Origin of the sequence: Amycolatopsis sp. NBC_01488, assembly GCF_036227105.1 — a bacterium.
Classification (GTDB): domain Bacteria; phylum Actinomycetota; class Actinomycetes; order Mycobacteriales; family Pseudonocardiaceae; genus Amycolatopsis.
The window spans coordinates 5,245,540-5,268,269 of the sequence record NZ_CP109434.1; the positions used below are offsets into that span (position 1 = coordinate 5,245,540).

3 protein-coding genes and 2 pseudogenes are annotated in these 22,730 nt (G+C 74.3%); 4 read left to right on the forward strand and 1 reads right to left on the reverse strand.

Translation table 11 applies throughout. The features are described from left to right. Positions 1-11: 11 nt before the first annotated feature. From OG738_RS25090 to OG738_RS25105, 4 genes and pseudogenes are all read left to right on the forward strand, one after another. A pseudogene (locus OG738_RS25090) lies at positions 12-8,888 on the forward strand (type I polyketide synthase); the annotation flags it as partial. Positions 8,889-8,928: 40 nt separating this feature from the next. Beyond that, positions 8,929-19,401: pseudogene (locus tag OG738_RS25095) on the forward strand (type I polyketide synthase); the annotation flags it as partial. After that, entirely contained in the window at positions 19,398-20,156 is a 759-nt protein-coding gene (locus OG738_RS25100; protein ID WP_329044525.1) for a thioesterase II family protein, read from the forward strand. The pseudogene OG738_RS25095 and the gene OG738_RS25100, both read left to right, overlap by 4 nt. Before the next feature lie 11 nt (positions 20,157-20,167). Continuing rightward, entirely contained in the window at positions 20,168-21,418 is a 1,251-nt protein-coding gene (locus OG738_RS25105) for an activator-dependent family glycosyltransferase (RefSeq protein ID WP_329044527.1), read from the forward strand. A 43-nt stretch (positions 21,419-21,461) separates the two neighbouring features. Here OG738_RS25105 and OG738_RS25110 read toward each other — a convergent pair whose 3' ends face one another. Next, positions 21,462-22,646: an aminotransferase class I/II-fold pyridoxal phosphate-dependent enzyme gene (locus OG738_RS25110; protein WP_329044528.1), complete on the reverse strand. Its 1,185-nt coding sequence runs from the start codon at positions 22,644-22,646 to the stop codon at positions 21,462-21,464. Between the last annotated feature and the right edge of the window lie 84 nt (positions 22,647-22,730).

Consider the following 22,730-nt stretch of genomic DNA (forward strand, 5'->3'; position numbering starts at 1 on the left):
ACGAGAAGAAGCTGCTCGACTACCTCAAGAAGGTCACCACCGACCTGAGGGCGGCGAACCAGCGGTTGCGCGAGGTCGAGGACCGGGACACCGAGCCGGTCGCGGTGATCGGGATGGGCTGCCGGTTCCCCGGCGGCGTCCGCTCTCCCGAGCAGCTGTGGCAGCTGCTGGCCGACGGCGGCGACGGCATGGCGGGCTTCCCGGCCGATCGCGGCTGGCCCGCGGCGCTGTACTCCGGCGACGCCGAGCAGGCGGGCACCAGTTACGTCCGCGAGGGCGGGTTCGTCTACGACGCGGCGGAGTTCGATCCTGGCTTCTTCGGGATGAGTCCCCGCGAGGCGCTGGCCACCGACCCGCAGCAGCGGCTGCTGCTCGAAACGGCGTGGGAGACCATCGAACGCGCCGGGATCGACCCGCTGTCGCTGCGCGGCTCGCGGGCGGGCGTCTTCGTCGGCGGGACGTCCACCGGCTACGGCTCGGGCCTGACCGCGTTGCCCGACGGCGTCGAAGGGCACCTGCTCACCGGCAACTCGACCGCCGTCATCTCCGGCCGGGTCGCCTACCAGCTCGGGCTCAAGGGCCCGGCGGTCACCGTGGACACCGCGTGCTCGTCGTCGCTGGTCGCCCTGCACTGGGCCGCCCAGGCGCTGCGGCGCGGCGAGTGCTCGCTGGCGCTCGTCGGCGGCGTCACCGTCATGTCGACGCCCGGGATGTTCCTGGAGTTCAGCCGCCAGCGCGGGCTCGCGCCCGACGGGCGGTGCAAGCCGTTCGCGGCCGCGGCCGACGGCACCGGCTGGTCCGAGGGCGTCGGGCTCGTCCTCGTCGAGAAGCTGTCCGACGCGCTGGCCAACGGCCACCCGGTGCTCGCCGTGGTCCGCGGCTCGGCGGTCAACTCCGACGGCGCGTCCAACGGCCTCACCGCACCCAACGGCCCGGCGCAGCAGCAGGCCATCCGCGCCGCGCTGGCGAGCGGCGGGCTCACACCGTCCGATGTGGACGTTGTCGAGGCACACGGCACCGGCACCACGCTGGGCGACCCGATCGAGGCGCACGCACTGCTGGCGACCTACGGCCAGGACCGCGACCGGCCGCTGTGGCTCGGCTCGGTGAAGTCGAACATCGGCCACACCCAGGCCGCCGCCGGCGTGGCCGGGGTGATCAAGATGGTGCTGGCCATGCGGCACGGGCTGTTGCCGCGCACGGTGCACGTCGACGAGCCCTCGCCGCACATCGACTGGTCGGCCGGGCGCGTCGAGCTGCTCACCGAGAACGTTTCGTGGCCTGCCGGGGCGACCCCGCGCCGGGCCGGGGTGTCCTCGTTCGGCATCTCCGGGACCAACGCGCACGTGGTCCTGGAGAGTTACGACCTGGTGCCCGACCCGGCGACCACGTTCGGCGCGCCGGTGCCCCTCGCGCTCTCGGCGCGCTCGCGCGAAGCCCTCCGGGAGCAGGCCGTCCGGCTGCGTGACCACCTGAGTGCGGGCCCGCCGCTGGCCGACACCGCGTGGTCGCTGGTCACCGGGCGTTCGGCGTTCGAGCACCGGGCCGTCGTGCTGGCCGCCGACGCCTCCGAGGCCGTGACGGCCCTGGACGCCCTGGCCGCCGACGAGCCTGCGGCGTCCCTTGTGGACGGTGTGGCGGGCAAGGCGGGCAAGACCGCGTTCCTGTTCTCCGGCCAGGGTTCCCAGCGGATTGGCATGGGTGCCGGGCTGCGTCGCGAGTTCCCGGTGTTCGCGGCCGCCTTCGACGAGGTGTGCCAGGGCTTCGACGGGCTGCTGCCCGGCCCCCTGGCCGAAGCGATCTCGGGTGCGTCCTTGGACGACACGGGATACACCCAGCCCGCGCTGTTCGCCGTCGAGGTCGCGTTGTTCCGGCTACTGGAGTCCTGGGGCGTGCAGCCGGACTTCCTGGCCGGGCACTCGATCGGCGAGCTGGCGGCGGCGCACGTCGCCGGGATCCTCACGCTGGCCGACGCGTGCACGCTCGTCGCCGCGCGGGCGCGGCTGATGCAGGCCCTCCCGGCCGGCGGCGCGATGGTCGCCGTGCAGGCCACCGAAGCCGAGGTCACGCCGCTGCTGGGCGAGCGGGTCGACCTCGCGGCCGTCAACGCGGCCGACTCCGTCGTCCTGTCCGGCGACGAAGACGCAGTGCTCGCGGCGGCGGCCGAACTGGCTTCGCGCGGGCGCAAGACCAAGCGGCTCAGCGTGTCGCACGCCTTCCACTCGGTGCTGATGGAGCCGATGCTGGCGGAGTTCCGGCAGGCCGTGGCCGGGCTGACGTTCTCGGTGCCGAAGATCCCGGTCGTCACCGGCGGCCCCGCCGACCTGACCGACCCGGAGTACTGGGTGCGGCACGTGCGCGAACCGGTCCGGTTCGCCGACCGCATGACGACCCTGGCCGCCCGCGGTGTCGCGCGGTTCGTCGAGGTCGGCCCGGGCGGGACCCTTGCCGGAATGGCGAGTGTGCCCGTCGTGCCGGTGCTGCGCGCCGGGCGGGACGAGCGGGAGTCGGTGCTGTCGGCGCTGGCCGAGCTGTACGTCCGCGGCGGCCCACCCGCCTGGACCGGCCTGCTCGACGGCGCCCGCCGGGTCGACCTGCCGACCTACGCCTTCCAGCGCTCACGGTTCTGGCTCACTTCGCCGGAGTCCGAAGCTCCCGCGGGCGACGCCGGCGCGGACCGCTTCTGGTCGGCGGTCGAACGGCAGGATCTCGACGCGCTGACCGCGACGCTCGACGTGCCGTCGGAAGCGCCGCTCAGCGATGTCCTGCCCGCGCTGGCCTCCTGGCGTCGCCGGAACCACGACGAGTCCACTGTGGACGGCTGGCGGCATCGGATCACCTGGCGCCCGCTCACCGGGACCACCGCGGCACGGCTGCCGGGCCGCTGGCTCGTGCTGGCGCGAGAAGGCGCCGACGATGTCATCGCGGGCCTGGAAGACCGGGGCGCGGACGTGCTTCGCGTCCCGGCGGACGCCGACCTGGCCACCCTGCTGACCGACGAGCCAGCCGGGATCCTCTCGCTGCTGGCCGTGGATCAGACGCTCGCGCTGGTGCAGGCCCTCGGCGCGCTCGGCTGGTCCGCGCCGCTGTGGTGCGCGACCCGGGGCGCCGTCTCGACCGGCCGGTCCGACCGGCTCGCACACCCGGAGCAGGCCCAGGTGTGGGGCCTCGGCCGGTCGGCCGCGGTGGAGCACCCGCGCCGGTGGGGCGGCCTGGTCGACCTGCCCGAGCACCTCGACGACCGTGGCCTCGACCGGCTGTGCGGAGTGCTCGCCGACGGCGCGGAGGACGAGGTCGCGATCCGGGCCGCCGGGGTCTTCGCCCGGCGGCTCGGGCGAGCGCCGTTGTCCGCCGACTGTCCCGAGTGGACGGTCGCAGGAACGGTGCTGATCACCGGCGGCACCGGCGCGCTCGGGGGCCACCTCGCGCGCTGGGCGGTCGACCGCGGCGCGTCGCGCGTCGTGCTGGCGAGTCGCCGTGGCCCGGACGCGCCGGGCGCGGCCGAGCTGACCGCGCGCGGCTTCGACGTCGTGGCCTGCGACTTCGCCGACCGAGACGCCGTCACCGCGCTGGTGGATTCCCTGCCGGACCTGAGCGCCGTCGTGCACGCGGCCGGGGTGCTCGACGACGGCGTGCTCGACGGGCTCACCCCCGAAAAGCTCGACCGGGTGCTGCGGGCCAAGGCGACTTCCGCCCGGGTGCTGCACGAGGTCACCGCGGACCGCGACCTCTCGGCGTTCGTGCTGTTCTCGTCGCTGGCCGGCACGGTCGGCTCGGCCGGGCAGGGCAACTACGCCGCCGCGAACGCCTACCTCGACGCGCTGGCCGCGCACCGGCGGGCCCGCGGGCTCGCCGCGACCTCGATCGCCTGGGGACCGTGGGCCGACGCGGGGATGGCGGCCGACGACGCCGTCCGCGACCGGCTGCGCCGCGGCGGCCTCACCCCGCTGACTCCCGGACTCGCCCTGGCCGCGCTCGACCGGGCCCTGGGTGCCGGGGACGTGACCGTCGCGGTCGCCGACATCGACTGGGCGGTCTACGGGCCCGCCCTCACCGCCGTGCGCCCGAGCCGGCTGCTGGCCGAACTCCCCGAAGCGGCGGCCGAAGCGCCGTCAGCGCAACTGTCCGAAGAGGACACTCTGACGCTGGTGCGGCGGCAGGTCGCGGCCGTGCTCGGGTACGCGGACATCGCCGCGGTCGCCCCGGACCGGTCGTTCAACGACCTCGGCTTCGACTCGCTGACCGCCGTCGAACTGCGCAACCGGCTCGGCGCGGCCACCGGGACGGACCTGCCCGCGACCTTGATCTACGACTACCCGACGGCCGCCGACCTGGCCACGCACCTCGCGGCGGGTGTCCCGGACGCCGAGCCGGTCGTCGCGCGGCCCGCGGTGTCCACAGAGGACCCGGTCGTCGTCGTGGCGATGGGCTGCCGGTTCCCCGGCGGCGTGCGGACCCCGGAAGACCTGTGGGACCTGCTGCTGTCCGGCGGTGACGCGGTTTCGGGCTTCCCCGCCGACCGGCACTGGGACGTCGCGGGCCTCACGGCGGCCGGGGTCGTCGCGGGCGGCGGCGCGTTCGTCGACGGCGTCACCGAGTTCGACCCGGCCTTCTTCGGCATCTCGCCGCGCGAAGCACTGGCGATGGACCCGCAGCAGCGGCTCGTCCTGGAAACCGCCTGGGAGGCACTGGAACGCGCCGGGGTCGACCCGGCCCGGACCGCGGACGTCGGCGTGTTCCTCGGCACCAACGGGCAGGACTACCCGGCGGTGCTCGCGGCCTCCGGCGAGGACTTCGGCGGGTTCGTCGGCACCGGGAACGCGGCTTCGGTCGTCTCGGGCCGGGTGTCGTACGTGCTCGGCCTCGGCGGACCGGCGGTCACCGTGGACACGGCGTGCTCGGCGTCGCTGGTGGCGCTGCACCTGGCCGCGCAGTCGGTGCGCTCGGGCGAGTGCGCGATGGCGCTGGCCGGTGGCGTGACGGTGATGGCGACGCCCGGCGCGTTCGTCGAGTTCTCCCGCCAGGGCGGGCTCGCGGCGGACGGCCGGTGCAAGGCCTTCGCCGACGAGGCGGACGGCACGGGCTGGGGCGAAGGCGCCGGCGTCGTGCTGGTCGAACGGCTGTCGGACGCGCGGCGGCTCGGGCACCCGGTGCTCGCGGTGCTGCGAGGCTCGGCGATGAACCAGGACGGCGCGTCCAACGGCCTGACCGCCCCGAACGGCCCCTCGCAGCAGCGAGTTATCCTGGCTGCGCTGGCGAACGCGGGCCTGTCACCGTCCGATGTGGACGCGGTGGAAGCGCACGGGACGGGCACCGCGCTGGGCGATCCGATCGAGGCGCAGGCCTTGCTGGCAACCTACGGCCGGGCCCGCTCGCAGCCGTTGTGGCTGGGTTCGCTGAAGTCGAACATCGGGCACACGCAGGCGGCCGCCGGGATCGCCGGGGTCATCAAGATGGTCCTCGCACTGGGGCACGGCGTGCTGCCGAAGACGCTGCACGCGGACCGGCCGTCGCGGCACGTCGACTGGGACAGCGGCGCGGTGGCGCTGCTGACCTCGACCACCCCTTGGCCGCCTGCGGAGCGGCCGCGCCGGGCGGGCGTGTCGTCGTTCGGCTTCAGCGGCACGAACGCCCACGTCATCCTCGAACAGCCACCCGCCACGGACGTCGTGAGTGAGAAACAGTGTGCCAACCCTGTTTCTCACTCACGACCAGCCGCGGCAGACTGCGTCGTCTGGCCGCTGTCGGGCCGGTCGGCCGAGGTGCTGCGGCAGCAGGCCCGGCGGCTCGCGGAGTTCGTCGAAGGCTCGGACGTTCCGCTTGCCGACGTCGGCCGGTCGCTGGCCGCTCGGGCGGTGTTCGAGCACCGGGCCGTCGTGACGGGTGCCGGGCGCGAGGACCTGCTCGCCGGGCTGGCCGCGGTCGCGTCGGGCTCGAAGGGGCGGGGTGTGGTCAGCGGGCGCGCCGGTGCCGGCGCGACCGGCCTGCTGTTCGCCGGCCAGGGATCGCAGCGCGCCGGGATGGGGGCCGAGCTGTACGCGCGGTTCCCCGTGTTCGCGGACGCGTTCGACGCGGTGTGCGCGGCGCTGGACGCTTCGCTCGATCGGCCGTTGCGGGACGTCGTCTTCGGCGACGCTCGGGCGCTGGACCAGACGGGGTACACCCAGCCCGCGCTGTTCGCGGTCGAGGTCGCGCTGTTCCGGCTGCTGGAGTCGTGGGGTGTGCGGCCGGACTTCCTGGCCGGGCACTCGATCGGCGAGTTGGCGGCGGCGCACGTCGCCGGGGTGTTCTCGCTGGAGGACGCGTGCCGCTTGGTGGCGGCGCGGGCGGGCCTCATGCAGGCACTGCCCGCCGGGGGCGCGATGCTCGCTGTGCAGGCCGCCGAGCAGGACGTTCTCGAGATCGCCGCGGGCCGAGCCGATCTGGCCGCCGTCAACGGGCCCCTGGCCACGGTGCTTTCCGGCGAGGCCGGCGTGCTGGCGGAGATCGCCGCCGAGCTGGCCGCGCGCGGGGTGAAGTCTAGGGATTTGCGGGTCTCGCATGCGTTTCACTCGGCACATATGGACGCGATGCTCGAGGAGTTCGCCGAGGTGGCGCGCGGGATCGGCTATGCCGAGCCGCGCATCCCGGTCGTGTCCACGGTGACCGGGCGGGCCGACTTGACCGACCCGGAGTACTGGGTGCGCCAGGTGCGCGAGCCGGTGCGCTTCGCCGACGCCGTGTCGACGCTGCGTGAGGCGGGCGTCGCGCGGCTGGTGGAGCTGGGCCCGGACGGAACGCTGAGCGCGCTGGCCGAGGGCTGCGTCCCGACGCTGCGCAAGGACCGGCCGGAGGTCGCCACGGTTCTGCTGGCGGTGGCGTCTTTGCACGTCAGCGGGCCCGCCGTGGACTGGACGCCGCTTTCGCCGGGGACTCGGCACGTCGCGCTGCCCACGTACCCGTTCGAGCGTCGGGTGTTCTGGCCCGAGGTGCCGGTCCCGAGCGGTTCTCCGGCCGACGCTTGGCGCTACCGGACGTCGTGGCGGCCGGTGGCCGACCGGCCGGGGACGCGGTTGTCCGGCCGGTGGCTCGTGGTGGTCCCCGCCGGGTTTGAGGACGATCCGCTGGTCAAGGCCGTGGTTCCGGCGCTCGCGGAGGCGGGAGCCGAGCCGGTGCCGGTGACGCTCGGAACGCCCGACCGTGACGCTGTCGCCGCTGAGCTGCTGGGCTTCGGTCCCGCCGACGGCGTGCTCTCGCTGCTCGGGCTGGCCGTCCACGCCACGCCGGGCCGGCCGTCCGTGCCCCTCGGCCTCGCGCTGAGCACCACCCTCCTCCAAGCGCTCGGGGATGCCGACCTCACCGCGCCGCTGTGGTCCGTGACCGCGGGAGCCGTCGGCGTCGACGGCGAAACTCCCGCGCAGCCCCTCGCCGCCGGGGTCTGGGGACTCGGCCGAACCGCCGCGCTGGAGCATCCCGGCCGCTGGGGCGGGCTCGCCGACCTGCCCGTCGAGCCCGGCGAACCCGAGCTGACCCGGCTGATGACCGCCCTCAGCGGCAGCGAAGGCGAGGACCAGCTCGCGATCCGCCCGGCCGGCACCTTCGTGCGACGGCTCGTGCGGGCCCCGATCGCAGCACCCACCGAGCCCTGGACCCCGACCGGCACGGTGCTCGTCACCGGCGGCACCGGCGCGCTCGGCGCCGAGGTCGCACGGTGGCTGGCGCGGACCGGCGCGCCGCACGTCGTGCTGGCCGGGCGGCGTGGGGCCGCCGCGCCCGGGGCCGCCGAACTCGAAGCCGAGCTCAGCGCGCTCGGCGCCAAGGTGACCATCGCCGCCTGCGACCTCGCCGACCGCGCCGCCGCCGCCGAGCTGCTCGAGTCGCTGCCCGACCTCGACGCCGTCGTCCACGCCGCCGGTGTTCTCGACGACGGCGTCCTGGACTCCCTGACACCGCACCGGCTCGCCACCGTGTTGAGGTCCAAAGTGGACTCCGCGGTCATCCTGGACGAGCTGACGCGCCACCGCGACCTGTCCGCGTTCGTGCTGTTCTCCTCCCTGGCCGCCACGCTCGGCGCGGCCGGGCAGGGCAACTACGTCGCGGCCAACGCCGTGCTGGACGCCCTCGCCGAGCACCGGGCCGGCCTCGGCCTGCCGGCCACCTCGATCGCCTGGGGCCCGTGGGCCGGCGCGGGCATGGCCGCCGGGAACAGCGGCCGCGCCGAGCGCGGCGGGATCCGCCCGATGGCCCCCGAGTTGGCGACCGCGGCCCTGCACCGGGCGCTCAGCGGCGGCGAGCCCGTGGTCACCGTGGCCGACGTCGACTGGGAGCGGTTCACCGTCCGCACCGCACGGCTGCTCGACGACCTGCCCGAAGCGCGCCGAGCAGCGGCAGAACCCGAGCAGGACTTCCGGGCGAAACTCGACGCGCTGACCGGGTCCGAACGGGATCGCGCGCTCCTCGACCTGGTGCGTGCCGAAGTGGCCACCGTCCTCGGCTACCCGAGTCCGTCCACAGTGGACCCTGAACTGGCGTTCAAGGAGCTGGGCCTCGACTCGCTCACCGCGGTCGAGCTGCGCAACGGCCTCGCCGCCGTCACCGGCCTGTCCCTGCCCGCGACGCTCGGGTTCGACTACGCCACCCCGGCGGCGCTGGCCCGGCACCTCGGCCGCGAACTCGGCCCGGCCGACCCGGCCGCGGCGGCCGAGGCCGAGCTGGACCGGATCGAGGCGGCCTTCGCCGGGCTGACCGCCGAGCAACTGGCCGGCACCCGGATCACCACCCGGCTGCAGGCGCTGCTGGGCCGGCTGGCCGAAACCGCGGAGCCGGCCGGGAGCGCGCGGCAGAAGCTCGAGACGGCCAGCGAAACCGAGATCTTCGACTTCATCGACAACGAGCTGGGACTCGCGTGACGCGCGGGGGCGCCGGCGGGCGGGGTGCGACGTGAACGAGGAGAAGCTGCTCGGGTACCTGCGCAAGGTCACCGCCGACCTGCACGAAACCCGGGAACGGCTGCGCGAGGCCGAATCCGCCACGCCCGAGCCGATCGCCATCGTGGCGATGGCCTGCCGGTTCCCCGGTGGCGTCGAGACGCCCGAGGACCTCTGGCGGGTGCTCGAAACCGGCACCGACACGCTGACGGGCTTCCCGGACGACCGCGGCTGGGACCTCGACGCCGTCTACCACCCGGACCCGGCCCACCCCGGCACGAGCTACGTCGACCAGGGCGGGTTCGTCCGCGACGCGGGCGCGTTCGACGCGGCGTTCTTCGGGATCTCGCCCCGCGAGGCCCTCGCCATGGATCCGCAGCAGCGGCTGCTGCTCGAGACGTCCTGGGAAGCCTTGGAGCGCGCCGGAATCGATCCGGCGGCCCTGCGGGGAGAGCCGGTCGGCGTGTTCGCCGGGACCAACGGCCAGGACTACCCGGGCCTGCTCAGCCTCGCGCCCGGCGTCGGCGACGGCTACGAGAGCACCGGCAACGCGGCGAGTGTCCTTTCCGGACGGATCTCCTACGCGCTCGGCCTGGAGGGCCCGGCCGTCACCGTCGACACGGCGTGCTCGTCGTCGCTGGTCGCACTCCACTGGGCGGCGCACGCGCTGCGCGAGGGAGAGTGCCGCCTGGCGCTCGCCGGTGGTGTCACGGTCATGACGACGCCCGGCGCGTTCATCGGCTTCAGCCGTCAGCAGGGCCTGGCCGCGGACGGCCGCTGCAAAGCGTTCGCCGACGGCGCCGACGGGACCGGCTGGGGCGAGGGTGCCGGCGTCGTGCTGCTGGAACGGCTTTCCGACGCGCGGCGCAGCGGGCATCCGGTGCTCGCGATCGTCGCGGGCTCGGCGATCAACTCCGACGGCGCGTCGAACGGGCTGACCGCCCCGAACGGCCCGTCGCAGCAACGCGTCATCCGCGCCGCACTGGCCGACGCGGGCCTCTCGCCGTCCGATGTGGACGCCGTCGAAGCGCACGGCACCGGGACGAGCCTGGGTGACCCGATCGAGGCGCAGGCCCTCCTGGCCACCTACGGCGAGCACCGGCCTGCGGGCCGTCCACTGTGGCTCGGTTCGATCAAGTCGAACCTCGGGCACACCCAGGCCGCCGCGGGTGTCGCCGGGGTCATCAAGATGACCCTCGCGCTGCGCAACGGCGTCCTGCCGAAGACCCTGCACGTGGACCAGCCGACGTCGCGGGTGGACTGGTCGGCCGGGGACGTCCGGGTGCTGACCGAGCCGGTCCCGTGGCCGGAAGACGGGCGGGTGCGCCGCGCGGGCGTCTCGGCGTTCGGCGTCAGCGGCACCAACGCCCACGTGCTCCTGGCCGCACCCCCGGCCGAAGAACCCTTGCTGCCCGAAGAAAGCACGTCGTCGGTGGTGCCGTGGGTCCTTTCGGGACGGTCAGAGGCCGCACTCCGCGGCCAGGCCGCGCGGCTGGCGCGTGTCGAAGGTGACCCGGCCGGGATCGGGCTGGCGCTCGCCACGACTCGTTCGGCCTTCGAGCACCGGGCCGTGCTGGTCGGCGACGCAGGCGAACTCGCCGAGGGGGTACGCGCGCTCGCGAAGGGCGACGACGTGCCCGGCCTCGTCCGCGGCGCGGTCACCGAAGGACTGACTGCCTTCCTGTTCACCGGCCAAGGCGCGCAACGCGTCGGCATGGGGCGGGAGCTGCACGCCCGGTTCCCGGCCTACGCCACCGCTTTCGACGAGGTCTGCGCGGAGTTCGACCGGCACCTCGACCGTCCACTCAAGACGGTGGTCTGGTCCGGCGAAGCCCTCGACGAGACGGCCTGCACCCAGCCCGCGCTGTTCGCGATCGAAGTCGCGCTGTTCCGGCTGCTGGAGTCTTGGGGCGTGACGCCCGACCATCTCGCCGGGCACTCCATCGGCGAGCTGGCGGCGGCGCACGTCGCCGGGGTGTTCTCGCTCGCCGACGCCGCCGAGCTGGTCGCCGCGCGCGGCCGGCTGATGCAGGCGCTGCCGGGCGGCGGCGCGATGGTCGCCGTCCAGGCCACCGAAGCCGAAGTGACGCCGCTGCTCACCGGCGCTGTCTCGCTCGCGGCGGTCAACGGCCCGGACTCCGTCGTGGTGTCGGGCGAGGAAGCGGCCGCGGGAGAGATCGAACGGCACTTCGCAGACCTCGGCCGCCGGACCCGGCGGCTCACCGTCTCCCACGCCTTCCACTCGCCGCTGATGGACCCGATGCTGGCCGAGTTCGCCCAGGTCGCGGCGCGGATCACGTACGCACGGCCGCGGCTCCCGATCGTCTCGACGGTGACCGGGACAGCGGTGACCGAGGAGCTGACCACGCCGGAGTACTGGGTGCGCCAGGTCCGGGAGCCGGTCCGGTTCGCGACGGCCGTGGCCGCGCTCGCGGACTCCGGAACCACCCGGTTCCTGGAGCTGGGGCCGCACGGCGTGCTCGCCGCCATGACCGAGGAGTGCCTGCCCGGCGCGACCGTCGCCGCGCTGCTGCGCAGGGACCGCGACGAGGTCCGGACCGCGCTGGCCGCCGTCGCGGCGGTGTACGTCCGCGGCGCGCGGGTGGCCTGGGGCGAGCTGTTCCCCGGTGCGCGGGCGAGTGAACTCCCGACCTACGCCTTCCAACGCGAGACGTATTGGCCGGAGCTGCCCCGCCCGGTCGGTGGCGCTACGCGGGACGGCCTGCTCAAGCTCGACTGGGTGCCGATCGCGGCGGGGGAGCCGGTCCCGGCGGCGTGGGCCGTGCTCGGCTCCGGCCACCGCGAGCTGGGCGCCGCCCTGTTCGCCGAGCTGGGCGCGCTGGCCTGCCACCCCGATCTCGACGGCGTCGCGGAGGCGGGCGCGCTGCCCGACGTCCTGGTCGCCCCGTTCCTGTCCCGGTCCGAAGAGGACACTCCCGGTACGGCGGCTCGTCGCGCGCTGCGGCTCGTGCAGGCGTGGCTGGCCGACGAGCGGTTCGACGGCCGGACGCTGGTGGTGCTGACGCGCGGCGCCGCCGTCGCCGACGGGGTGGCGGATCTCGCGCAGGCCCCGGTGTGGGGCCTGGTGCGCTCGGCCGCCGCGGAGAACCCCGGCCGGTTCGTGCTCGCCGACGTCGACGACCTGGCCGCCGCACGCCTCCTGCCCGCGGCGCTCGCCACCGGCGAACCGGAGTTCTTGCTGCGCGACGGCGAGATCCGGGCGGCACGCCTGGCCAAGCTCACCTCGGCCGAGCCGGGGCCGTCCGCGTCCTTCGGTCCGGAAGGGACAGTGCTCGTCACCGGCGGCACCGGGGCGCTGGGCGCACTCGTCGCCCGCCACCTGGCCACCCGGTACGGCGTGCGCCACCTGCTGCTCGCCGGCCGGCGCGGCCCGGCTGCCGACGGCGCGGCCGAGCTGGTCGCCGACCTGACCGAGCTGGGTGCGGAACCCGTCGTCGCGGCCTGCGACGCCGCCGACCGCGACGCGCTGGCCGCACTGCTGGCGGGCATCCCGGCGGACCGCCCGTTGACCGGCGTCGTCCACGTGGCCGGTGTCCTCGACGACGGCGTCGTGTCCGCGCTGACCCCCGAGCGCCTGGATGCCGTGCTGCGCCCCAAGATCGACGCGGTCACCCACCTCCACGAGCTGACCGCCGACGCCGATCTGACGGCCTTCGTCGTGTTCTCCTCGATCTCCGGCACGCTCGGCCCGGCCGGGCAGGCGAACTACGCGGCGGCCAACGTCTGGCTCGACGCGCTGGCCCGCCACCGCCGCGACCGCGGCCTGCCCGCGCTCGCGCTCGGCTGGGGACTGTGGGAGCAGGCCGGCGGCATGACCGGCACCCTCGCCGACCGCGACCGCGACCGCCGCCGGCTCGGCGCCGCCGGCATGATTCCGCTGTCCACTGTGGACGGACTGCGGCTGTTCGACGCGGCCTGCCGCGCCGGGGAGCCCGCGGTGCTGCCGATCCGGTTCGACCTCGACGTCCTCGCCGCCGCCCCGGTCCTGCCGCCGGTGTTCGCCGGGCTCGTCCCGCCGCGGCCGGCCGCCGAACCCGCCGCCGACCGCCCGGCCGACCCGCTGGACGTCGTCCGCACCGCCGTGGCGCTGGTGCTCGGCTACGCGAACGCGGCGGCCGTCGAGCCGGACCGGGCGTTCAAGGACCTCGGCTTCGACTCGCTGACCGCCGTCGAACTGCGCAACCGGCTGGCCGCGGCCACCGGGCAGCGGCTGCCCGCCACGCTGATCTACGACTACGCCACGCCGAACGCCCTGGCCGCGCACCTGACCGGCGACGCGGGACCGGCGGTGCCTGCCTCGGTCGCGGCCCGGACCGACGACGAGCCGATCGCGATCGTCTCGATGGCCTGCCGGTTCCCCGGCGGCGTCCACACCCCGGACGAGCTGTGGACGCTGCTCGCCGAGGGCCGCGACGCGGTCGGCGGTTTCCCGGCCGACCGCGGCTGGGACCTCGATGCGCTCTACGACCCGGACCCCGACAGCGAAGGCACGTCCTACGCCCGCGAAGGCGGTTTCCTCGACGACGCCGCGTTGTTCGACCCTGCCTTCTTCGGGATCTCACCCCGGGAAGCCCTCGCCATGGACCCGCAGCAGCGGCTGCTGCTCGAGACGTCCTGGGAAGCCCTCGAACGTGCCGGGATCGACCCGGAGTCGCTGCGCGGTCAGCCGGTCGGCGTGTTCGCCGGGACCAACGGCCAGGACTACCCGGCGCTGCTCGCGCTGTCGCCGAAGAGCGCCGAAGGCTACCTCGGCACCGGCAACGCCGCTTCCGTGCTCTCGGGCCGGATCTCCTACGCGCTCGGGCTGGAGGGGCCGGCCGTCACCGTGGACACGGCGTGCTCGTCCTCCCTGGTCGCGCTGCACTGGGCGATCCAGGCGCTGCGTGCGGGGGAATGCTCGCTGGTGCTCGCCGGCGGGGTCACCGTCCTGGCGACGCCGGGCTCGTTCGTCGAGTTCAGCCGCCAGCGGGGGCTGTCGCCGGATGGCCGCTGCCGTGCCTTTTCCGACGATGCGAACGGCACCGGCTGGGGCGAGGGCGCGGGAATACTCGTGCTGGAAAGGCTTTCCGACGCGCGGCGCAACGGGCACCCGGTGCTCGCGGTCGTCCGCGGCAGCGCGGTCAACCAGGACGGTGCGTCGAACGGGCTGACCGCGCCGAACGGGCCGTCGCAGCAACGGGTGATCCGGGCGGCACTGGCGAGCGCGGGCCTGGGACCGTCCGATGTGGACGCCGTCGAAGCGCACGGCACCGGCACGAGCCTCGGCGACCCGATCGAAGCCCAGGCGCTGATCGCCACCTACGGCCAGGACCGCGACCGTCCACTGTGGCTGGGTTCGATCAAGTCGAACCTCGGCCACACGCAGGCGGCGGCCGGGGTCGCCGGGGTCATCAAGATGGTGCTGGCCCTGCGGCACGGCCTGCTGCCGCAGACTCTGCACGCCGACGTCCCCTCGTCGCATGTGGACTGGGCCGGCGGTGCCGTGCGGCTGCTGTCCGAGCCCGTGCCGTGGCCGGACGACGACCACGTGCGCCGCGCCGGTGTCTCGTCGTTCGGCGTGAGCGGCACCAACGCCCACGTCATCATCGAAGCCGCCCCTGATACCCCCGAAGCGCCACTTTCCCGTGAAAGTGGCGCGCTGACGGCGTGGGTCGTGTCGGGGCACACTCCGGAAGCCCTGCGGGGTCAGGCCGAACGATTGCTGAGCCACGTCGAGGCCCACGCCGCCGAGATCGGCACGGCGCTGGCGGCCCGCACGGTGTTCGCTCACCGCGCTGTCGTGGTGGGTGCCGCCCGGGACGAGCTGGTGCGCGGACTGGCCGCCGTCGCCGCCGACCGTCCCGCGCCCGGCGTCACCACGGGCGTGCGCGCCGAGGGCGGGACGGCGTTCCTGTTCACCGGCCAGGGCGCGCAGCGGCTCGGCATGGGCGCGGGCTTGCGTCGCGCGTTCCCGGTGTTCGCCGAAGCCTTCGCCGAGGTGTGCGCGGAGTTCGACACCCACCTCGACCGGCCGCTCCTCGACGTCGTCGACACCGACCCCGGTCTGCTCGACCAGACCGGCTACACCCAGCCCGCGCTGTTCGCGATCGAAGTGGCCCTGTTCCGGCTCCTGGAATCCTGGGGGGTCCGCCCCGACCGCCTCGCCGGGCACTCGATCGGCGAGCTGGCCGCCGCGCACGTCGCGGGCGTCTGGTCGCTGCCCGATGCCTGCGCCGTCGTCGCCGCACGCGGCCGTCTGATGCAGGCGTTGCCGGTCGGTGGCGCAATGCTCGCGATCGAGGCGACCGAAGCCGAGGTCGTGCCGACGCTGCCCGCGGGTGTCGAGCTGGCCGCGGTCAACGGGCCGGCGTCCGTGGTGGTGTCCGGTGCCGAGGACGGCGTCCTGGAGGTCGAACGGCACTGGGCCGGGCGCAAGACCCGGCGGCTGCGCGTCTCGCACGCCTTCCACTCGCCGGCCATGGACGGGATGCTCGCGGAGTTCGGCCGGGTCCTGGCCCGCGTCACCTTCGCATCGCCCGCCATCCCGATCGTCTCGACGCTGACCGGTGCGCCCGCCGACCTGACCTCGCCGGAGTACTGGCTGCGCCAGGCCCGCGGGACGGTCCGGTTCGCCGACGCCGTCGCCACCCTCGCCGGGCTGGGCGTGACCCGGTTCGTGGAGCTGGGCCCGGACGGCGTGCTCACCGCGCTGGCCGCGTCCACTGTGGACGAGCAAGCAGTGGTCACCGCGGTGCTGCGCAAGGACCGTGACGAGCCTCGGGAACTGCTGGCCACACTGGCGAAACTGCACGTCAGTGGCTCCACAGTGGACTGGGTGACCGTCCTCGGCGGGGCCGGCGGCGCGGCGGAGCTGCCGACGTACGCCTTCCAGCACGAGCGGTTCTGGCCCGAATTCTCCCTGACGCCGACCGGTGACGTCACGATGGCGGGGCTCGACCGTCCGGACCACCCGCTGCTGGGCGCGTCGGTCACGAACGCCGAGGACGGCGCCGTGGTGTGCACGGGCCGCGTCTCGACGCGGACCCACCCGTGGCTCGCCGACCACGTCGTCGCGGGCAGCACGCTCTTCCCCGGCACCGGGTTCGTCGAGCTGGTCCTGCGCGCGGCCGAGCAGGTCGGCGCGGGCGGCATCGACGAGCTGGTCATCGAGACACCGTTGCCGCTGCCCGAGCGCGACGGCGTCCAGCTGCAGGTCGTCGTCGGCGCACCGGACGACGCGGGCGCGCGCCCGGTGACCGTCCACTCGCGACTCGACGGCGAACCGTGGACCCGGCACGCCGGCGGACGGCTCGCCGCCGAACTCGGTCCCGTCCCCGAAGACCTGACGGAGTGGCCGCCGACCGGGGCCGAGCCCCTGGACCTCGACGGCCTGTACACCGGCGGCCCGGACGGCGGGTTCGGCTACGGCACGGCCTTCCAGGGCCTGCGTGCGGCTTGGCGGCTCGGTGACTCGGTGTGCGCGGAAGTGGCGCTGCGGCCCGAGGAGCATGCGGACGCGGCCCGGTCCGGCCTGCACCCGGCGCTGCTGGACGCGTCACTGCACGTGCTGGGCACGGTCGCCGAGTGGGCGGGCCGGAACTACCTTCCGTTCTCGTGGAGCGGGGTGACGCTGCACGCGAGCGGCGCCACGGCGGTCCGGGTCACGGTGACTCCGAACGGCCAGGACACGGTGCAGCTCGGCCTGGCCGACCCGGCCGGTCACGCGGTGGCGTCGATCGACGCGCTGGTGCTGCGGCCCCTCGTCCCCGGCGCGGTGCGGCCGGTGCGGAAGGCGCACGAGTCGCTGTTCCGGCTGGACTGGCGGCCGGTCGCGGCGGCCCCGGTCGATGCCCGCGCCCGGCGGTGGGCGGTCGTCGGCTCCGATGACCTCAAGGTCGGGCCGGCGCTCGACGCGTCCGGCGTCACGTGCGAGTCCTATGTGGACCTCGGCGCGCTGGGGGCCGCGGCCGGGCTCGGCATGGCCGTGCCGGAAGCGGTGCTGGCCGTCCGCACTCCGGCCGCCGGCGCGCTCCCGGACGCCGCCCGGGCCACCGCGCACGACGTGCTGGCGTTGTTGCAGGGCTGGCTGGCCGACGAGCGGTTCGCGGCGTCCCGCCTGATCGTGGTGACCCGAGGCGCGGTGGCCGCCGCGGCCGGCGACGGCGTCCCCGACCTGGCGTGCGCGCCGGTGTGGGGCCTGGTCCGCTCGGCGCAGTCGGAGCACCCGGGTCGCGTCCGCCTGATCGACCTGGACGACCACGACGAGTCGGCCGCCGCGCTGCCGTCCGCGATCCTCGGGGACGAGCCGCAGTTGGCGATCCGTGAAGGTGCCCTGCTCGCGGCCCGGCTGATGCGGGTGACGACCGAGGTTGCCGCTGTGCCGTCGCCAGCGGTCGTGGCCGGCGAGCCTCAGCCCACGATCGGCGAAGGTGCGGCCCGCGCGGCGACCGAGGCTGCCGCTGCGCCGCCAGCGATCGTCAGCGAGGAGCCCCAGTCGGCGATCCGCGAAGGTAGTCCGCTAACCACCGAAGCCGCCACCGGCAAGCGGCCGTTCGGGCCGGACGGCACGGTGCTGCTCACCGGCGCCACCGGGAGCCTGGGCCGTGTGCTGGCCCGGCACCTGGTCACCGCGCACGACGTCCGGCGGCTCGTGTTGACCAGCCGGAGCGGTGAAACCGCGCCCGGGGCCGCCGAACTGCGGGCCGAGCTTACCGAACTCGGTGCGGACGTCCGGTTCGCCGCGTGCGACACCGCGGACCGGGCCGCGCTCGCCGGGCTGCTGGCGGATGTCCCCGACCTCGCCGCGGTCGTGCACGCGGCGGGCGTGCTCGACGACGGCGTCCTGTCCTCTCTTACGCCGACCCGGATGGACGCCGTCCTGCGGCCGAAGGTCGATGCGGCCTGGCACCTGCACGAGCTGACCGTCGACCGGAACCTCTCGGCGTTCGTGCTCTTTTCCTCGGTCTCGGCCACCTTCGGCGGACCCGGGCAGGGCAACTACGCCGCCGCGAACGCCTTCCTCGACGCGCTCGCCGCTCACCGGGCCGCTCGCGGCCTGCCCGCCCAATCGCTGGCCTGGGGGCTGTGGGAGACCGGGATGAGTTCCGCGCTCGACTCCGCCGACCGGAAGCGGATGTCGCGCGGTGGCGTCCACGCGCTGCCCGTCGAGCAGGGGCTGGCGCTGTTCGACGCCGCCACCGCGCTCGCCGAACCCGCGCTGGTCCCGGCGAAGCTGGACCTCGCTGGGCTCAGCGGCGGTCCGGTCGCTTCCATCCTCAAAGGACTCGTTCGCCCGGCGAGACGAGCCGCCGCGCCGGTGTCCGGCGAGGCCGCCCTGCGCGCCGCGCTGGCCGGGAAAGCCGAGCCGGACCAGCAAGCCGTGCTGCTGGAGCTGGTCCGGGCCACCGCGGCGACGGTGCTGGGCCACGCCGGCCCGGAGGCCGTGCGCCCGGACGTCGGGTTCCTCGTCGCCGGCTTCGACTCGCTCACCGCGGTCGAGCTGCGCAACGCCCTCGGCGCGGCCACCGGCCTGCGGCTGCCGCCGACGCTGGTCTTCGACTTCCCGGCGCCCGACGACCTCGCCGCGCACCTGCGGACCGAGCTGAACGTCAGCGCGGTCGCGCCGACGACCAAGTCCACAGTGGACCAGGGTGAGACCTTGAGCGCGCTGTTCCGCACGGCGTGCGAACTCGGCAAGATGAAGGAGGGCTTCGAGCTGCTGCAGAACGCGGCGCTGCTGCGGCCCACCTTCGACGCGGCCGCCGACCTGGCCGAGCGGCCGGGTTCGGTGCAGCTGGCCGCCGGGGAGCACACGCCGAAGCTCGTCTGCTTCAGCTCGTACGTGGCGCTGGCCGGGGTGCACCAGTACGCCCGGTTCGCCTCGCCGTTCCGCGGCGACCGCGACGTCCACGCGCTGCCGGCGCCGGGGTTCGTCAAGGGCGAGGCGCTGCCGAACAGCGTCCACGCGGTCGCCGAGGTGCAGGCGGACTCGGTCCTGCGGGCCGCCGGCGGCAAGCCGTTCGTGCTGCTCGGGTCGTCGTCGGGCGGGATGCTCGCGCACGCCGCCGCCGAACTCCTCGAAGAGCGGGGCACGCCGCCGCTGGCCGTCGTCCTGCTCGACAGCTACCTGCCGCGCGAGGACTCGCCGCTGGACCGGTTCCGCGACGAGCTGTTCGGCGGGATGTTCGACCGCGAAGAGGTGTTCGCGCCGATGGACGTCGCCCGGCTCTCGGCGATGAGCTGGTACTTCCGGCTGCTGGCCGGCTGGTCGCCCGCGAAGCTCTCGGTGCCGCTCCTGCTGGTCCGCTCGTCCGAGCCCCCGGTCGCCGACGCGCGGCTGGCCCCCGAGGAGTGGCAGACGCACTGGGACACCGCCGATTTCGTCGTCGACGTGCCCGGCAACCACTTCACCATGGTCGAGGACCACGCCGCCACCACCGCCGAGACCGTGCGCGGCTGGCTCGGCGCCACCCTGAGGACGGAGTTTCACGCATGACTGAGAACCCGGAGCTGTGGCTCCGCCGCTACCACGAGGCGGACGCGGGCGCCGTCCGGCTGTTCTGCCTGCCCCACGCGGGCGGCTCGGCCAGCTTCTACTTCCCGATGTCGGCCGGGCTCGGCCGGTCGGTCGAGGTACTGGCCGTGCAGTACCCCGGCCGCCAGGACCGGCGGCTCGAGCCCGGCATCGACAACCTGCCGGAACTGGCGGACCGGCTGGCCGAGGTGCTGGCGGAGCGGACCCGCGAGCCGTTCGCGTTGTTCGGCCACAGCATGGGCGCGACGCTCGGGTTCGAGGTCGTCGCCCGGCTGGAGCGGTCCGGCGTGACCCCGCTGCACCTGTTCGCCTCCGGCCGCCGGGCGCCTTCGTGCCGCCGCGACGAGTCCGTGCACAAGCTCGACGACGACGGGGTGATCGCCGAGGTGCGCAAGCTCGGCGGCACCAACGCGGCCGTGCTGGGCGACGAAGAGATCCTCCGGATGGCTCTGCCCGCGATCCGCAACGACTACCGGGCCGCCGAGACCTACGTCCAGCGGCCGGGACCGAAGCTGGCCACGCCGATCACCGTGCTGACCGGCGACGCCGACCCGAAGACCACCCTGGCCGAGGCACGCGCCTGGCAGGACCACACCGACGGCGGGTTCGAGCTGAAGGTGTTCAACGGCGGGCACTTCTTCCTCGCCGACCACCAGCCCGAGGTGCTGCGGCTGATCTCCACGCGGCTCGCCGGCCAGTTCTCCGGCCACCACTGAAAGGCCCTGCCGTGCGCGTGTTGTTCGTGACGCTGGACGAGAAGTCCCACCTCTACTGCATGGTCCCGACGGCCTGGGCGCTCGTCGCGGCCGGGCACGAGGTGCGGGTGGCGGCCTCGCCCGGGTTCACCGACGTCGTCACCGGCACCGGCCTGACCGCAGTGCCGGTCGGCGTGGACAACACGATGCACGAGGGCATGAAGCAGAACCGCGACGCCCAGGAAGCCGACATCGCGAACTGGAACGACACGGATCCGGCGTCGCACACCTGGGAGGCGCTGCACCAGCGCTACACCTTCACCGTGTGGGCCGGGTTCGCGATCTACAACGACGAGATGGTCGGGGACCTGGTGGCCCACGCGCGGGAATGGCAGCCCGACCTGGTGGTCTGGGACGCGCTGACCTACGCGGGGGCGATCGCGGCGAAGGCGTGCGGCGCCGCGCACGTGCGGCAGCTGTGCTGGGCCGACGTCTGGTGCGCCATGCGCGTCACCTTCCTGAAGGTGATGGCCGAGCAGCCGGCCGAAGAGCAGGAAGACCCGCTGTACGACTGGCTCGAGCTGACCGGACGCCCGTTCGGCGTGGACTTCGACGAGGAGCTGGTCACCGGCCAGGCGACGATCGACCCGCTGCCGGAGTCGCTCGGCGCGCACTCCGGCGTCCGGCGGCTGCCGGTGCGGCACGTGCCCTACAACGGCCGGGCGGTCGTGTGGGACTGGCTGCGCGAACCGCCGTCACGGCCCCGCGTCTGCCTGACGCTGGGATCGTCCAACACGGACGCGTTCGGCGGCGACTACGTCTCCATTCCGGAGATACTGGCCGCCTTGTCCACTCTGGACATCGAGGTGGTCGCGGCGCTGGTGCCCGAGCAGCGGAAGGCACTGGACGAGGTCCCGGCCAACGTCCGCGTCGTCGAGTCGGTCGCGCTGCACACGGTGCTGCCGAGCTGCGCGGCGATCGTCCACCACGGCGGCTTCGGCAGCTACGGCGCGGCGCTGGTGGCCGGGGTCCCGCAGCTGACGGTGACCACGCCGATCGCCGACCACCTCCTGCGTCCCCAGCGCCTCGTCGACGAGGGCGCGGGACTGTTGTTCACCCACGACGGCTTCACCGCCGACGACCTGCGGTCCGCGGTGGCCCGGCTGGTCGGGGAACCGGAGTTCGCGGCCAACGCGCGTCGCCTGCGCGACCTCGCGCTGGCCCAGCCGACCCCGCACGAGCTGGTCGCGGACCTGGAGAAGCTGGTCGCCGAGCGGTCGTGAGTGAGAAACAGCGTTAGAACACTGTTTCTCACTCACGACGTCCTCAGCCCAGGCGGCGGCGGATCTCGGGTGCGTGCTCGATCGCGAAGGCCACGAGCGCCGACACCTCGCGGACCTGCTCGCTCGTGACGGACGGGCCCGTCGGCAGCGTCAGCACCCGCCGGGAGAACGCGTCGGTGGCGGGCAGCGACACCGGCCGCTCGGTGCGGTAGGGCTCGCACTCGTGCACGCACGGCGAGAAGTAGCGCTGCGCCAGCACGTTGTCCGCCCGCAGCAGGTCGAGGATCGTGTCGCGGGACAGGCCGCACTCCTGCTCGTCGACCTTGACGACGTTGTACTGGTAGCTGTTGCGGTTCTCTTCGTCGTAGCGGTGCATCTCCAGGCCGGGCAGCCCGTCGAGCTCGGCGGCGTACTGCTCGTAGTGGGCCCGGTTGGCGGCGATGGTCGCGGGCAGCGCGTCGAGCGAGGTCAGCCCCATGGCCGCCGACGCCTCGCTCATCTTGGCGTTGGTGCCGGCGAACTCGGTGACGTGCTCCTCGCCCCAGCCGAAGTTGTGGGTGTAGCGGGCGCGCTGCGCGAACTCGTCGTCGTTGGTGACGATCGCGCCGCCCTCGAACGTCGTGACGACCTTGGCCGCGTGGAAGCTGAACATCTCGGCCTTGCCGAAGCCGCCGAGCGGCTGGGCGCCGTAGGTGCAGCCGATGCCGTGCGCGGCGTCGAAGAAGAGGGTCAGGCCGTGCGCCTCGGCGATCTTCTCCAGCTCCTGGACGGCGGCCGGCTGGCCCCACAGGTGCACGCCGACCAGCCCGGTGGTGCGCTCGGTGATCAGCCGCTCGACCTGCTCGGGGTCGATGCAGCCGGTGGCCGGGTCGAGGTCGCAGAAGACCGGCGTCAGGCCGAGGTAGCGCATCGCGTGCGCGGTCGCGACGTAGGTCATGGACGGCATGATGACCTCGCCGCCGAGCCCGGCCGCCCGGGCCATCACCTCGAGCGCGATCGTCCCGTTGCAGGTGGCGACGCAGTGCTTCGCGCCGGTGTGGTCGGCGATCCGCGCCTCGAACTCCTTGACCAGCGGGCCGCCGCTGGTGAGGCGTCCGCTGTCGAGGGCCACTTCGAGCCGCTCGTAGAACTTCGCCCGGTCCCCGGTGCTCGGCTTTCCCACCACGAGGGTCTTCTCGAAGGCCATCGGGCCGCCGAACCGGGCCAGGTCGTCAACGCTCGTCTTCATGAAGGTCCTTCCCCAGGGGTCGCGGACTGCCCTTCCCGCGATGACGTGCATTTCGGTGCTTTACAACAGGTGTTGAGATCCCCC

What these genes read in the sequence shown, in the direction of transcription:
- OG738_RS25110 (WP_329044528.1), bottom strand. Translation starts at nt 22,646, where the DNA reads ATGAAGACGAGCGTTGACGACCTGGCCCGGTTCGGCGGCCCGATGGCC.
- OG738_RS25100 (WP_329044525.1), top strand. Translation starts at nt 19,398, where the DNA reads ATGACTGAGAACCCGGAGCTGTGGCTCCGCCGCTACCACGAGGCGGAC.